This window comes from Flavobacterium sp. J372, from assembly GCF_024699965.1.
Lineage (GTDB): Bacteria > Bacteroidota > Bacteroidia > Flavobacteriales > Flavobacteriaceae > Flavobacterium.
Genome location: NZ_JAJOMZ010000004.1, coordinates 2,185,754 through 2,200,851, shown reverse-complemented (window position 1 = coordinate 2,200,851; position 15,098 = coordinate 2,185,754). Strand labels below are relative to the sequence as shown.

The following is a 15,098-nucleotide window of genomic DNA, read 5'->3' as shown; positions in this document are numbered from 1 at the left end:
ATAAGTAGATTAGTGCTTGTGGTCGCCATGGTCCTCGCCTTCATGGTCATGCCCCTCATGGCTGTCCGTGTGTACTTCTTTCAGTTCCATCTCACATACAGGGCATTTTCCTTTGGCATCATAAGTTTTCCCTTTTTCGCAGTCCATAGGGCATTGGTACGCCAACTCGTGGTCGTGGCTGTCTCCCTTAGCGTGGTCATGCCCGTCGCCTTCGCTATGGTCATGTCCCGCATGTTCAGTAGCGTCTTTCTTTTCTTCTTTGCCATTGCAGGCAACAAATCCGGTGGTAGCGATCGCTAACGCAAAAATGATAATGATTCGTTTCATATTATGGATATTTGGTTACTTTATCAGGGTACTATTACCGTAAGGCAGGCAGGCTGTACGGTTATTGTAAATTTGTTGGTTTTAAAATAAATGAATTCGCCGTCAATCTGAGCTGTTGTAAATATTTTTTCAGGAAGCTCTATCGCCGCTTGCGGTGTCCGTTCAATTTTAATTTTTTCGAAATTTAGCGTTTTTCCCCTGAGCAACAGGTAGCCGAGGCGTATTTTTTCCCAAAATCCAATCTTTTCAACCGTGGCAATGTCAAGAAGGCCATCGTCGGGAAGGGCATTAGGAGTTAGGGATTTACCATAACCCAACTGGTTCGAATTGGATACGAACAGCAGGAACTGCGGCCCTTCGACAGTATGTTTACCGAAGGTTATGTGCGCATTAACCGGCTTAAAGGAAAGTGTCGCAAAAAAGCAGGCCTTTAGGTAACCCGCAAAGCCTTTGGCCTTTTGCTGTTCGTAAATTTTTATCACTTCCGCATCAAAGCTCACGCCTGTATTGCTGAAGAAGTATTTCCCGTTAATAAGGCCTGCATCGATCTTCTTAGTATTTCCCTGTTTGATAAGCTGCAATGCTATCGAAATGTTCTTTGGAAGCCTGAGATTAGCGGCCAGCCCGTTTCCCGAACCAATCGGCACAATACCCAGCTTGATATCCGATCCCACTATTACGGATGCTATTTCGTTGATAGTGCCATCCCCGCCGCAGGCTACGATAAATGAGGGGCTTTTCTTTACTAATAATTCAGCGATTTCCTTAGCATGACCCTGATATTCGCTAAAGTGGAGCTGCGCTGTATAGGTTTCCCTGTTGAAGGCTGTATTGATAGCCTCTACAAGTTTTTCGAGGCTGTTTCCCCCGCCTGCAACGGGATTTATGATAAAGTGTATTAAGGCCATTATTTCAGGAGTTTATGGTTGAACAGGTAGTCAGCGGTTTGGTACCATGCTATGGTTTCATCCAGGAAAGATTTGTCGGTTGGCAACAAGCTTAGGTTATTGCTTTTGCTGTCCCAACGGTAAAAGTTTTGCTTTTTCTGGTCAGACAGTATCATGACCCGGTCTTTTTTCAGCAATGCCAGTTTCCGGTAGGTTGCAATCAATGCCCTCTCTTCGAAATCCGGCCCAAAAACATCCTTTCCAAAAAAGTTTGAGGTATAGTTCCAGTCCATCATCCCAAAAAGGGTAGGGAAGAGGTCAATTTGTGAGCACTGCTTGCCTACCTTTTGCGTAGCGGCTTGCGGTATATTGAATATGAATGCTGGGATACGGTAATTTGCCACATCAATTTCATTACGTCCGGCGCTGCTCGCGCAATGGTCGGCAACAATTACAAACACCGTATTGCTGAACCATGGCTTGCTGCGCGCTGCCTGCAGCATTTTTTTTAGGGCATAGTCGGTATATTTTACAGCCCCCTTGCGCCCGGTACCTGAAGGAATGTCTATCCTGTCTGCGGGATAGGTGTAAGGGCGGTGATTAGATGTGGTCATCACAAAATTAAAAAACGGTTTTCCCGCCCGGTAGTTCTCATCGGCAACCGACAGCATCTTCGAATAGATATCCTCATCGCAAATTCCCCAGGCATTCTCAAAGCGGACTTCATTGTCACGGATAAGCGTCCGCGTTGCCCTGATCTTGTCGCTCAATATACTGCCACGCCCACGGTCGTAGATATCGAACCCGTTGCCACCGAAATAGGCATTCATGTTATCAAAATACCCATCCCCGCCATAAAGGAATGAAGTCGTATAACCTTTCGCCTCAAAGACGGAATTGATTGTGTACAGCCCCTGGTTTTCCGGCCTTTTCACGATGCTTTGGCCTGGTGTGGGTGGTATGCACAGCGTTACCGCTTCCATTCCGCGCACTGTCCTGTTGCCTGTAGCATACATGTTCTCAAAAAAGGTGCTCTGTTGTGCCAGGCTGTCCAGGAACGGGGTGATGTTTTCGGTGTTGCCGAATTCAGACATGAAGGAGGCGCTAAGGCTTTCCACTAATACGAACACCACATTATATTTTTTCTCCGGCCCGGCAGTATTTTCCACATCGCGCCTGATGGAAAGCCCCACGGCATTAAACTTCGTACCTGATGCCCCGAGTTTTTCCCGTACAAGGGCAAAAGCTTCCGTGTCGGGAATAGCCGTGTAGAATTCAGGGTATTTCATCTGGTTGTTACGGAAGGCGGCGAAAAAGCTGTAAATCCCATTCTTTGAGATTTCGGAGTTATAGCGGTTCGGCGACCATTCGGCATGGAAGTTCCGGATTGCGAGGCTGTAAAAGCCGATGAAGGCGGCTGTAATCATAAGAAACAGTACCCGTTCGCCAATCCCCGGCTTTCCTGCAAATGTATTTTTGAATACCTTCCCTTTAAAGAAAAGCCATAGCACCAGAAGGCTTACCGCAAGCACACCGCCTATGAGCAGCGGCAGGGGATAGGATTCATTGATATTGGCAATCACTTCATGCGTATAAATGAGGTAGTCGACCGCAACAAAATTGAAGCGTGACCTGAACTCTTCCCAAAAGGTTACCTCTGCGAAAAAAGTGAATGCCAGGATCACTACGCCCAGCGACGTGAAGAACCAAATGATCGCTTTATCCGCTAAGGTGCCGATCCATCTTGAAGGCCATACGGTAATGTACAGGATGCAGGGCGCAACCAGGTATGCCAGTGCCCCAAGGTCGAAAAATGTACCGCTAATGATCGTCCGAAGAAAATCAACGGGATGCCAGTCAACTTCATCATATTGCCAAACCATGAAGGCGAGCCGGAGCAGGAATGACACCGACAGGTAAAAAAGGGCAAAGTGGCCTATAGCCGAATAGCGGCGGGAGGGAATTACATAATACATCATGACTCCGGGAGTTTAAAAGCACAAGGTTCTTAAACGATTTTGGAGAAATTCTGTAGCGATGTATATTTACCTGAATTTTACGGTAAAATGATGCATTTCGCCTAAAAATCCATATTCGATTTCCCAATTATTTATCTCAATGATCTTTTTTACGATGGACAATCCAAGGCCGTTGCCTTTGCCTGCACTTTCCGACTTCGAAAAGCGGTTGTAAAGCCGCGACTGGTCAAGGCTTGCAGTGCCGGTGTTTGAGAATTTAAGCTCAACACCCGACAGTTCTGTAATGATAATACCTCCTGCAGCTGTGTGCCGTATGGCATTGGCAAAAAGGTTGTTCACCAGGATTTCCAGCAGAGCAGGGTTGGCATGGACGATATGGTCTTCCCTGATTTCCAGCGTTATCTCAATATCCTTTGATTCTGCCTGTGTAGTAAAGAATTCTATATTTTTAGTTAGGTATTGTGAAACCGGGAAAGCCTGTTTGTTAGCATACGCCTCATTCTCCATGCTGGAGAGCAGCATCAGGTTTTTGCTCAGCCGGTGCAGGCGCGAAAGGTCGCCATTAATGGATTCGATCAATACCGCCTGGTGTTCGGATTGCTCGGCCGACTGGAATAAGGATTCCAGCTTGGTCTGGATAACCGTGAGGGGGGGTCTGGAGTTCGTGCGCGGCATTCTCAATGAACTCTTTCTGGTTCCTGTAAATTGCGGTGTTTTTCTCGATCAGCTTCCCGATACTGTTGTTGAGGTAATCAAATTCTTCAGTGCCCGTGGGTATGAACCTCGGTTCCCTGCTCTTGTCGATGTCAAAGCTTTGTATCTGCTTCAGCGTATCATAGAAAGGGGTCCAAAGCTTTTTGGCCCACCTGTTGGAAAACAGGGTAATGCCGATAAGCAATATCCCTATAACCACTATAAAAATAAAGGCTACCCCATAGACCATATCCTGCATTTCGGCAAGGTGGTTCCGCTCAATATAGGTATAGGGCTTATTATTGATGGTAAGGGGTGCGCGCATCTCCCTATACAATTCATGATGCCCGGATAAGGAGTCAAAAATTGTCGTGGTAAAGACAGTATCTTTTGACAGGCCCCCGCCCCTCAGGATCTTTACGTCATGATTGTATTTGTTCCATACTACGAGGTCTTCATCTGAGAACGTGTCGAGGTCGAGCCTGGAAAAGGCATCCTTATGGAGTTGCAATACCCTGTCGGTCTGGTAGAGGTGCAGCCACTGGCTCAGGTAATAGAAAGCCGGTGCTGCGAGCAGCAGCACAACAACAGAGAAGGCGAGGTAGCCCTGCCTGGTTTTTATCAATAGTTTTTTACTCATTTTCCCATTTATAGCCCATACCGTATATGGTCTTTATATATTCCCCGCCGCCGGCCTGCGAAATCTTCTTTTTCAGGTTTTTTATATGCGTATAGACAAAGTCATGGCTTTCCAGCATATCGGCCATATCGCCCGAGAGGTGCTCGGCTATGGCGCTTTTTGAAAGTATTCGGTTCCCATTGCCAATAAGGTACAGCAGGAGATCTATCTCCTTCTTGGTCATATCCAGCATTGTTTGGTTTACCCTAACCGTCTTTTGGCGTAAGTCGATGGTTATCTCATTATAGGTAACGGTGTTGCTCCCACCAAAATTCTTACGGCGGATGAGCGCCAGGATGCGGGCATAGAGTTCAGAGAGATGGAAAGGCTTGGTCACGTAGTCATCCGCCCCAAGGTCAAAGCCCGTTATCCTGCTATCAAGCGTTTCCTGCGCCGAGACGATGATCACCCCGTCGTCCTTCTCCATGTCCTTGATCTCTTTCAAGATGTCGAAACCGCTGCCGCCCGGGAGGTTCAGGTCAAGGAGTATGCAGTCGTAGCTGTATAGGCTTATCTTTTCGGTAGCCTCAGCAAAAGCCCTGGCGGTCTCGCACTGGACATCATGCGCCAGCAGGTATTGCCTGATGCCTTCCGCAATTTCGGGTTCGTCTTCGATGATCAGTATTTTCATGACAACCAAGTTAGGTTTAAATTTTGAAGGAAATCTGTGCCACGATTATATTTTTTTCGAATTCTGCCTATCGCTACAGAATTCCTTCAAATTTGCTCCCTTACTTTGTCTGCAAAAAAAAGATACGCCTGCCGTGATGGATTATTTTCAAATGGCCATTAAATTTTATCCCGTAATCGAAAAAAATGTATATTTGTTAAAGTGAACAGGATTAAGCAAATACTATTATACAGCTTTTCAGTCTATCTTATAGTGCTGATGGCGTTGCCTTGCAGCGAAGCGCATGCAAGCAACGGCAGCATCGCTATTGAGCAATCCGGCCATGGTAAAGAGAAGGACAATGACGATGACCATCACCAGATGGAAATCTGTACGCCGTTCTGCATTTGCAGCAGCTGCGTAATAGCAATAGTAGTGCATCCTGCACTTGACATCCAGTTCTTCGATACTGAAAACACGACTACAGAAATATCAAATTTCTATACCTCCTTCAAATCCGACTTTTACGGTGCCATCTGGCAACCGCCCCAGTTAGTATAATGTTGCCGGCGATGAGCCGGTAGGAATTGCATGGCCATAAGCCATGCCTGTCACTCATACATTATATTAATTGACATCAAATGTTAGATAAAGTCATTCATTTTAGTATCAATAATAAATTCATTATTGGTCTTTTCACCATAGCATTAATAATTACAGGCGCGTATTCGCTTTCGAACCTGCCTATTGATGCCCTGCCTGATATCACGAACAATCAGGTGCAAATCATTACAACATCGCCATCGCTGGCCACCCAGGATGTTGAGCAATTCATAACCTATCCCATTGAGCAATCCGTTAAGCCGATCCCTGAAATTGTGGAGCTGCGTTCGGTGAGCCGTTTCGGCCTCAGCGTGGTAACGGTCGTATTCGAAGAGGATACCGACCTGTACTGGGCCAGGGCACAAATATCGGAACGCCTCAAAGAAGCCGAGAATGTTATTCCTAAAAACCTCGGTACGCCCGAGATGGCCCCAATCAGTACTGGATTAGGGGAAATTTACCAATATGTAGTTTTCCCGAAAAAAGGGTACGAGAAGAAATTTGACGCGACACAGCTGCGTACCATACAGGACTGGATCATCAAGCCGCAGCTCATTGGTACGCCAGGTGTAGCTGAGGTGAATACCCTGGGCGGCTCGCTTAAGCAATACGAAATCGCGGTGGACCCGGACAGGCTTAAAGCCATGGATGTCACCATCGCTGAGATATTTGCGGCACTAGAGTCCAATAACGAGAACACAGGAGGCGCCTATATCGATAAGAAACCGTATGCCTACTTCATCAGGGGGATTGGTATGGTAAGCGGTATGGACGATATCAATAAGATCGTCATCAAAAACAAGGGCAATGTACCGGTATTGGTACGTGATGTTGCCAAAGTACAGATTGGCGGTGGTATCCGTTACGGTGCTACCACCAAGGATGGAAAAGGAGAGGAAGTAACCGGTATGGTTATGATGCTCAAGGGCGAGAACAGCGGCCAGGTGGTGGACCGCGTAAAGGAAAAAATCGAGCAGATCAAGAAATCACTGCCGGAAGGCGTTGCCATAGAACCTTTCCTTGACCGTACCAAGCTTGTTGACAATGCCATCGGTACAGTACAGACCAACCTTATAGAGGGCGCCCTTATCGTAATTTTCATACTGGTATTGCTGCTTGGAAACTGGAGGGCCGGCCTTGTCGTGGCTTCAGTGATCCCGCTCGCGCTCCTGTTTGCCATCAGCATGATGAAATTCTTTGGGGTATCGGGCAACCTTATGAGCCTTGGCGCGATTGACTTCGGTATTATTGTCGATGGTGCCGTGATCATTGTCGAGGCCATCATCCATAGGCTGGAGGTCAAGAAGAAAGCAAAGCTCACCCAGGACCAGATGAACGAAGAGGTGTATGGCGCAGCATCCAAGATAAGGAGCAGCGCTGCCTTTGGTGAGATCATCATCCTTATCGTTTATTTACCGATCCTTGCCCTTACCGGGACCGAAGGCAAGATGTTCGGCCCTATGGCGCTTACAGTATCGTTTGCCATCCTTGGCGCTTTCATACTGTCATTGACCTACGTACCAATGATGAGCTCGCTGGTGCTTAAAAAAGCCACAGGGCATACGCCGAACATCAGCGATAAGATCATCGCTGCGGCGTACAGGGTGTACAGGCCGCTTTTGAACGCAGCGCTCAACGCTAAAAAGATAGTGATCGCAGCCTCAATAGGGCTATTTGCCATTGCACTCTACATATTCAGTACTATGGGTGGGGAGTTCATCCCTACACTTGACGAGGGCGATATCGCTACCCACCTTATCATCTCTTCGGGCAGTTCGCTGTCGCAGGAGATTGAGGCCACAACCAAAGCCGAGCAGATATTGCGCGCGAAATTCCCTGAGATAAAAATGATCGTTACCAAAATAGGTAGCGCCGAGATACCGACGGACCCAATGCCGATGGAAGCAGGCGATATGATCATCATCATGAAAGATAAGGACGAATGGACTTCGGCTGAAACTAAAGAAGAGCTTATGGCTAAGATGGAAGAAGCCCTTGAAGAGATCCCGGGTGCAACCACCGAATTCTCCCAGCCGGTACAGATGCGTATGAACGAGCTTATGACGGGCGTGCGAAGCGATGTCGCCATCAAGATATTCGGGGAGGATATTGACCGCCTTGTGAGCGCAGGCGATGAGGTGATGGGCCTTATACAAGGCGTACCGGGCGTTACGGATGCCAGGGCAGAAAGGGTGGCCGGGCTTCCGCAAATCACCGTTAAATACAACAAAGACAAGCTGGCGTTATATGGATTAAACGTTGGCGATATGAACAGGGTAGTCAGGATGGGCTTTGCAGGCGAGGCTGCCGGTACCGTCTATGAAGGCGAAAAGCGGTTCGACCTAGTGGTAAGGCTTGCAGAAGATAAGAGGCAAGACATAAACAACCTCAAATCACTCTATGTCACATTACCTTCGGGCAGCCAGATACCATTGGAGCAGGTAGCCGACATCCAGTTTGAGGACGGCCCGATGCAGATCAGCCGTGAGGAAGGCCGCCGCCGCATCGTGGTAGGCTTCAATGTCCGCGGGCGTGACGTGCAGAGCGTTGTCAAGGATATACAGGCGAAACTGGACAAGAGCCTGAAACTGCCGGCAGGGTATTACACGACCTATGGCGGACAGTTCGAAAACCTTCAGCAGGCCAACAAGCGCCTGATGGTGGCAGTGCCTGTAGCGCTTGGACTGATATTCGTATTGCTTTACTTCACATTCAAGTCGGTTAAGCAATCCATACTGATATTCACCGCGATACCACTCTCGGCTATCGGGGGCGTATTCGCCCTATGGCTGCGCGGCATGCCGTTCAGTATTTCGGCCGGTGTCGGCTTCATTGCCCTCTTTGGTGTGGCAGTGCTAAACGGCATCGTACTGATAGCTTATTTCAACCAGCTAAAACTCGAAGGCATGAACGATATTTATGAACGCATCAAGGAAGGTACAAAGGTAAGGCTAAGGCCGGTACTGCTTACAGCAGCAGTGGCATCCCTGGGCTTCCTGCCGATGGCACTCAGCACCGGAGCAGGTGCGGAGGTGCAAAAGCCTTTGGCAACAGTGGTTATAGGGGGGCTTATCACTGCCACGCTCCTTACGCTTGTGGTACTTCCTATATTGTACTATTATTTCGAAAGGGGAATCAAGGGCGGTGCTCCGAAAGGCGCAGGAAAACTAGCTGTTGTGGCCTTATTGCTGCTACCCTTCCTATCGCAGGCGCAACAGCCGATGACCCTGGACCAGGCAATCGCCACAGGTGTAAAAAATAATGGTGCCATACAGGCATCCACGCTGGATGTAACGCGCCAACAGCAGTTGCGCGGTACAGCTTTCGACCTTCCCAAGACCGAACTCAACGGTACCTTCGGGCAGATCAATACCCGTGCACAGGATAAGAACCTCAGCGTTTCGCAGACCATCAGCCCTTTCCAGATAGGCGCACGCCGGAAAGTCCTTATGGAGAACGTTAAGGCAGGCGAGCTCAGGCTGAGCCAGACCCGCCAGGAAGTAACTTATTCGATACGCCAAAGCTGGAATACCATGCTCTACTATATGGAACTCAACAAAGTGCTGGAGGAGCAGAACAAGCTTATGCAGCAATTCGTCCGCTCGGCCGAACTGAAGTTCCAGACTGGGGAGACCGGATCACTCGAGAATACGACAGCCAAGGCCAAGCAGCAGGAACTACAGCAGCAGATCAAGCGTAACAATGCGCTTATCGAAGCGGAAAAACTACGGCTTAAAGCCCTGTTGCAGCTGGATGGCGATGTTATAGTTTCCGGTACGGAACAATATACTGCCAGCGTTTTTGCCACATTGCAGGATTCTACGGCACTCAGGCAGAACAGCACCCTGTTGCTTGCGGAGCAGCAGGTGAATGTAGCGAAAGCCGAGAGAAGGGCTGAAGGTTCCCTGTTGATGCCTGACCTTACTGCGGGTTACTTCATACAGTCACTCACAGGCAACCAGGATTTTAATGGCGTAAGCACATATTATGATAACACATTGCGTTTCCAGGGATTCTCGGTAGGTATCAGCGTACCGCTTTTCTGGGGCGCTTCATCAGCCCGCGTTAAGGCAGCCAAAACCAATATCGAAGTCCAACAGGCCAATGCCGCCTATACAAGGACACAGCTCGTAAGCAGTTTTGAACAAGAGAAAAAGCAGCTGGAAACCTTCCGCTCAATGCTGGAGTATTACACAGGAACAGCGCTCCCTAATGCCAATACCATATCCGGCAATGCCACCAAAGCGTACCAGAACGGCGATATCAGCTACGTGGAGTACGTGCAGGGACTGGAGACGGCCCTTGCCATCAGGATCAATTACATTGACGCCATCAATAATTACAACCAGGCTGTTATCAACCTTCAGTACCTGCTTAACCTATAATATCATCCCATGAAAAAAATAAATTTTAAAATCGTTATCTATATCATCCTGGGCCTTGCCGCGGTTTTTGCCCTTGATTATTTCCTTTTGCGCAACACGGTAGCCGAAGATGAGCACAACCATGAAGAGCATGCCGGGGGGGAAAAGGAAAAAGAAGAAAGCAGCTCGGCTGCAAAAGAAGTGGAATTGAATGAAGCGCAGTTCAAGGCTGCCAATATTGAGCTGGGAACCTTCGCCCAAAAGAATCTCAGCGAGGTGGTAAATGCCAACGGCTATACGGAACTGCCCCCTCAAAACCAGGCCGATGTATCGGTGCATGTTACCGGTGTGGTAAGCAGGATCAATGTCATCGAAGGGCAGCAGGTGCGCAAAGGGCAGGTCCTTGCCACGGTAGAGAGCCCGGAATTTGCCAGGCTGCAAGAGTCCTATATTACCTCCAAGAGCAACCTGGAGTTCCTGAAGCTTGAATTCGAGAGGCAGAAGACCCTTAGTGAGGAGAACGTGAATTCCAAAAAGGTCTTCCAGCGTACCAAAGCGGACTACGAGACTGAAAAAGCAAGGTTTGCCTCTCTAGGTAAACAGCTTTCGCTGATGAACCTGAGCAGCTCTTCGGCAACCGGCTCTATGCCGCTTGTAGCCCCAATTTCAGGAAGTGTTACGAATATCAATATCAAGATTGGCAGTAATGCCGAGGTGGGCAAGCCGCTATTGAGCATCGTTGACAATTCCAAGCTCCATGTGGACCTTTTGGTATACGAAAAAGACCTTGGGAAGGTAAAGCCGGGACAGACCGTACGCTTTGTACTGACCAACCAGGATAATACGGAAATCAAAGGCAGGGTATTCAACATCAGCCAGTCTTTCGAGAACGATACCAAATCGGTAGCCGTACATGCTGAAATCCTGAACCCAGGAACGTCCCTGATCCCCGGAATGTACGTGAACGCGCTTATCGATGTGGGCGCTAAGCCTGTAAATGCGCTGCCTGCCGATGCGGTTGTGAGGGCAGAAGGAAGGGAATACATCTTCATCCTTGAAGAAGGGCATAAAGAGGAAAGCCATGATGAGAAAGAGGGACACGACCATGGTGACGGGCATGGGCATGAAGATGCTCACGATGAGAAAGAAGGACATGCCCATGACGACGGGCACGCACATGAGGATGAGGGGAATATGTTCCATTTCCAGCGTATTGAGGTGAAGACAGGTACCTCACAACTTGGTTTTGTGCAGGTAACGCCACTACAGGAAATCCCGAAAGATGCAAAAATAGTCCTTAAAGGAGCCTATTATATCCAGAGCCACCTGATCAAGAGCGCGGGCGGCGGAGGACACGCGCATTAAAACTTAAAGATAAAGATATGGAAAGCAACAAAGAAAAACTGGAGGCTGAAAAAGGCCACAACGATGAGCACGGAGGTATTTTCGGGGCGAATACAGAATTATACTTTGCCATTATTTCCGGACTATTACTGGGTACAGGCTATGGGCTTTCCTTTTCGGAAGGCCTGCCTTCCTGGGTAAGCAATGCCTTTTATTGGGGCGCCTATTTCTTCGGTGGCTTCTTTACCCTTAAGGAAGCAATCGAAAATATAAAGAAAGGTGTTTTTGAGATCGATTCCCTTATGCTTGTGGCAGCCGCGGGTGCAGGGATTTTGGGCGAGTGGGCCGAAGGCGCACTCCTGCTCTTCCTGTTCAGCCTCGGGCATGCCCTGGAGCATTACGCCATGGCAAAAGCGCGGAAATCGATTGAGGCCCTTGCGAGCCTGGCACCTCCTGTAGCCCTCGTAAAACGGGACGGCAGGGAAGAGGAGCTGCCCATCGAAAAGCTTGAACTTGGCGATACCATCGTCATAAAGCCCAACAGCAAGGTGCCTGCCGACGGTGTGGTGGTAAAAGGCGAGGGAAGCGTCAACCAGGCACCCATTACCGGGGAAAGCGTTCCGGTCGATAAAAAGCCGGTTGACGACCTGCAGAAAGATTATAGCAAAGAAAAAAGCATCAAGCCGGAGAACCGCGTGTTCGCCGGTACCATCAATGGCTCTTCCGCCCTAGAGGTAAAGGTCATACGCAAAGCGCAGGACTCTACCATATCCAGGCTGATAAAAATGGTCAATGAGGTGGAGCAGCAGAAGTCCCCGACGCAGCTCTTCACCGACCGTTTCGAAAAGATATTCGTACCCTCAGTACTTGTGTTGGTAGTGGTGCTGTGCTTTGCTTTCCTGGTAATCGATGAGCCGTTCAGCAAAAGCTTTTACAGGGCGATGTCGGTACTGGTGGCTGCAAGCCCTTGTGCCCTAGCCATATCCACACCTAGCGCTGTACTCAGCGGGGTAGCCCGCGCAGCAAGGGGCGGCGTACTCATAAAAGGGGGCAAGCCCCTTGAAGACCTGGGCAATCTAGAAGCCGTGGCATTTGATAAGACCGGTACGCTTACCGAAGGCAAGCCGAAGCTGACCAATATCATTCCCTGGGAAGATGCCGATGAGCAGCACTTCCTGCAGATTGCCGTGGCGGTGGAAAAGCAGAGCGACCACCCCCTTGCAGCCGCTATCGTAAAAGGGGTACAGGAAAAATATCCCGACCTCTCCACGGGCGATGCGTCCAAAGTGAAGGGAATCGTGGGCAAAGGGGTTAGCGCCGAGTTCGATGGCAAGGAAGTCTTCATCGGCAACAAGGCACTCTTCAAGGACAAAGGCCTTGGCAAAGACCTTGAAGATAAGGTGACGGCACTGGAAAAGGAAGGGAACACTACGATGATCGTACAGTATGACGGTAAATTCATCGGCATATTGTCGTTGATGGATGTGGCCAGGCCGGAAGCCAAAGGCGTACTGGAAAAACTGAAATCTATCGGCATAAAGCAGATGATCATGCTCACCGGGGACAACCAGCAGGTTGGGGAAGCCGTAGCCAAAGAGATAGGGGTGACCGAAGTCATGGGCAACCTCATGCCGGAGGACAAGGTCGCTGCCGTAGAAAAGCTGGACAAGCAGTATGGCAAGGTAGCTATGGTAGGCGATGGGGTTAACGATGCCCCGGCTATGGCCAAAAGCACTGTTGGCATCGCCATGGGAGCCGCTGGGAGCGATGTCGCTTTGGAGACCGCGGATATCGCCCTGATGGGCGATAAGCTGGAAGGGCTGCCTTTCGCCATCGGCCTGAGCAGAAAATCGCGTGCCATAATAAAGCAGAACCTCTGGATCAGCCTTGGCGTCGTGGCCGTACTGATACCCCTTACCATTGCAGGGGTAGCCTCTATCGGGCCTGCGGTAATGGCGCACGAGGGCTCCACATTAATTGTCGTATTCAATGCCCTGCGATTGCTGGTGTATAAAAATAAGTAGGTTGGTTGGTCCGGCTGCTGCCTCCTTGCAGATTGGTTAATTAGTAAGGTGTTTTTCATAGTGTAGCAGGGAGGCAAAGCAGTTGGCAGCCTGCCCATAGAAAACCATGACCCTAATCATGTTTTAAGTTTAGTTGTTACTCCGTAGTACTGCTCCCTTGCCGGAACAGGACCAGATGCCAGGGTTTAGGTAATAGTTGACCTGGGTGTTGGCCTTAGGCTTGGGAGCTTACTATCGGTTTTCGTAAACCCATCCTCTTAAATCCGATGAAGCGTAACAGAAAAGGCGCGAGGCCCCACCACAACAAATCGCGCTACGGAGCGAAAGTCCGTGAATACAAAGATGCACGGGACAGGATTGTTATATTTATCCTTGTACTCGTATCCCTTTTTTTTATCTATATACTGCTGTAATGCCCTGCCACAGCGTAGGCATTACTTTTTGACCTAACTAAAAATGCCTTCCCATGGCACAGCGCAACCATAAAAAAGCCATCCCCAAAACCAGTTTTTGGAGAAAGGCAAAACTCGTGAGGAAGGTCAAGATGGGCCTGATCTGGCTTGCGGTCATACTCCTTATCGTTTTCCTTGTACTACAGGTTGCTATTGCCATAACCCACCTGCGTCAGCACGTAGAACATTAGCATAGCGGAGCTTTTAACAGCTTACATCTGGTAGTAGCCTGTAGTTTCCACCGTATTGGTGACTTTTTCCATACCACACATTTCTGTCAGGTTGGTCTCTATGGTCTGGCACAATTTGGTCATGGGGGGTATCCGCCGGTGAATTCTCAAAAGGATCCTGCATGATGATGGCCGTTTTCTCAATCGATAGGAAGATTATCGGGATAAGTATGGTCAGTATGATCTCCACCACAAGCTGCTCATCATCCAGCCCGAAGGGTAGCATCGCAGCAAACACGTAAATCAGCGTATGCAGCAATACACTATAGGAGCGGGGGAAAACGGTGTTCTTGATGCGTTCGCACCGTCCCATGCTGTCACACAACCGCGTTATGATCTCATTGAGCTGTATCTGCCCGAAATCCGATACCTGCCCCTTGCCGGTAGCAGCTTTTATCTGTTCGGAATGCCTGTCGAGCAGCGCATTGGGTATGTTTGTCGCCTTAATCCCTTCTCTTTCCAGATAGCTAACCACAAAACCTGAAAACGGCTGCCTCCGGAGTGATTCCGAAAGGGAATACACCCAAATGACCTGGCGCAGTGCCATTTGGCCTGCCTCCTCTTTCGGAAGGAATTGCAGCGAGAGTCGCACCAGTGTACGTGAGTCATTGACGATGGCACCCCAAATGATCCTCGCTTCCCACCAACGCTCGTAGGACTGTGATGTCCTGAAGGCCAGCAGTAGCGATACTGCCGTACCCAAAAGCGCAGGGATGCCGACTGGCACAGTCACCCCTTTCAGCCACGGGTGCATGTCCACAAAGCCTATGGCAATGGCAAAAAGTACTATGAAGAGTATCTGGAACTTGATCTGTCGTATGAAATACAGTATTGAAATTTTTTTGTTCAGTAGCATGAGTAATAATTATTTACGGGAAATGCAGCAGTAAATTACAAATAAACGGT

General features: G+C 49.0%; 10 protein-coding genes and 1 pseudogene. 4 read left to right on the top strand and 7 right to left on the bottom strand.

Features of this window, described 5'->3' with window-relative positions; translation table 11 throughout:
• Window positions 1-9: 9 nt before the first annotated feature.
• The 6 genes from LRS05_RS10880 to LRS05_RS10855 form a co-directional block, all read right to left on the bottom strand.
• Entirely contained in the window at window positions 10-327 is a 318-nt protein-coding gene (locus tag LRS05_RS10880; RefSeq protein WP_257866456.1) for a heavy metal-binding domain-containing protein, read from the bottom strand.
• Window positions 328-350: 23 nt separating this feature from the next.
• Window positions 351-1,235: a diacylglycerol kinase family protein gene (locus LRS05_RS10875; protein ID WP_257866457.1), complete on the bottom strand. Its 885-nt coding sequence runs from the start codon at window positions 1,233-1,235 to the stop codon at window positions 351-353.
• Window positions 1,235-3,193, bottom strand: coding sequence for an LTA synthase family protein (locus LRS05_RS10870; RefSeq protein ID WP_257868353.1), 1,959 nt, complete (start codon window positions 3,191-3,193; stop codon window positions 1,235-1,237). Before LRS05_RS10870 ends, LRS05_RS10875 begins: the two co-directional genes overlap by 1 nt.
• Before the next feature lie 66 nt (window positions 3,194-3,259).
• On the bottom strand, window positions 3,260-3,772 hold the full coding sequence (locus LRS05_RS10865) for a HAMP domain-containing sensor histidine kinase (RefSeq protein ID WP_257868352.1): 513 nt from the start codon (window positions 3,770-3,772) through the stop codon (window positions 3,260-3,262).
• The gene (locus tag LRS05_RS10860; RefSeq protein ID WP_257868351.1) at window positions 3,756-4,526 is read right to left on the bottom strand and encodes a hypothetical protein; all 771 of its coding nucleotides are present in this window, start codon (window positions 4,524-4,526) and stop codon (window positions 3,756-3,758) included. The genes LRS05_RS10865 and LRS05_RS10860 overlap by 17 nt, the downstream gene beginning before the upstream one ends.
• Complete coding sequence (locus LRS05_RS10855) at window positions 4,519-5,196, bottom strand: response regulator transcription factor (protein WP_257868350.1); 678 nt, start codon at window positions 5,194-5,196, stop codon at window positions 4,519-4,521. Before LRS05_RS10855 ends, LRS05_RS10860 begins: the two co-directional genes overlap by 8 nt.
• 201 nt (window positions 5,197-5,397) lie before the next feature.
• Between LRS05_RS10855 and LRS05_RS10850 the strand changes: the two genes are divergently transcribed.
• The 4 genes from LRS05_RS10850 (at window position 5,398) to LRS05_RS10835 (ending at window position 13,510) form a co-directional block, all read left to right on the top strand.
• A complete protein-coding gene (locus LRS05_RS10850) occupies window positions 5,398-5,736 on the top strand; it encodes a DUF6660 family protein (RefSeq protein ID WP_257866462.1) in 339 nt (112 codons plus the stop codon).
• Window positions 5,737-5,816: 80 nt separating this feature from the next.
• Window positions 5,817-10,163, top strand: a complete 4,347-nt coding sequence (locus LRS05_RS10845; RefSeq protein WP_257868349.1) for a CusA/CzcA family heavy metal efflux RND transporter — start codon at window positions 5,817-5,819, stop codon at window positions 10,161-10,163.
• A gap of 9 nt (window positions 10,164-10,172) precedes the next feature.
• Window positions 10,173-11,507 carry an efflux RND transporter periplasmic adaptor subunit gene (locus LRS05_RS10840; protein WP_257868348.1) on the top strand — a complete coding sequence of 445 codons (1,335 nt, stop codon included), beginning with the start codon at window positions 10,173-10,175 and terminating at the stop codon, window positions 11,505-11,507.
• Between the two features lie 17 nt (window positions 11,508-11,524).
• Complete coding sequence (locus tag LRS05_RS10835) at window positions 11,525-13,510, top strand: heavy metal translocating P-type ATPase (RefSeq protein WP_257868347.1); 1,986 nt, start codon at window positions 11,525-11,527, stop codon at window positions 13,508-13,510.
• Between the two features lie 664 nt (window positions 13,511-14,174).
• Here the strand turns inward: LRS05_RS10835 and LRS05_RS10830 are convergent.
• Window positions 14,175-15,048: pseudogene (locus LRS05_RS10830) on the bottom strand (bestrophin family protein).
• Between the last annotated feature and the right edge of the window lie 50 nt (window positions 15,049-15,098).

Bases quoted from the DNA above. Each gene is read 5' to 3' on its own strand.
- LRS05_RS10880 (WP_257866456.1), bottom strand. From the start codon at position 327: ATGAAACGAATCATTATCATTTTTGCGTTAGCGATCGCTACCACCGGA.
- LRS05_RS10875 (WP_257866457.1), bottom strand. From the start codon at position 1,235: ATGGCCTTAATACACTTTATCATAAATCCCGTTGCAGGCGGGGGAAAC.
- LRS05_RS10870 (WP_257868353.1), bottom strand. From the start codon at position 3,193: ATGATGTATTATGTAATTCCCTCCCGCCGCTATTCGGCTATAGGCCAC.
- LRS05_RS10860 (WP_257868351.1), bottom strand. From the start codon at position 4,526: ATGAGTAAAAAACTATTGATAAAAACCAGGCAGGGCTACCTCGCCTTC.
- LRS05_RS10855 (WP_257868350.1), bottom strand. From the start codon at position 5,196: ATGAAAATACTGATCATCGAAGACGAACCCGAAATTGCGGAAGGCATC.
- LRS05_RS10845 (WP_257868349.1), top strand. From the start codon at position 5,817: ATGTTAGATAAAGTCATTCATTTTAGTATCAATAATAAATTCATTATT.
- LRS05_RS10840 (WP_257868348.1), top strand. From the start codon at position 10,173: ATGAAAAAAATAAATTTTAAAATCGTTATCTATATCATCCTGGGCCTT.
- LRS05_RS10835 (WP_257868347.1), top strand. From the start codon at position 11,525: ATGGAAAGCAACAAAGAAAAACTGGAGGCTGAAAAAGGCCACAACGAT.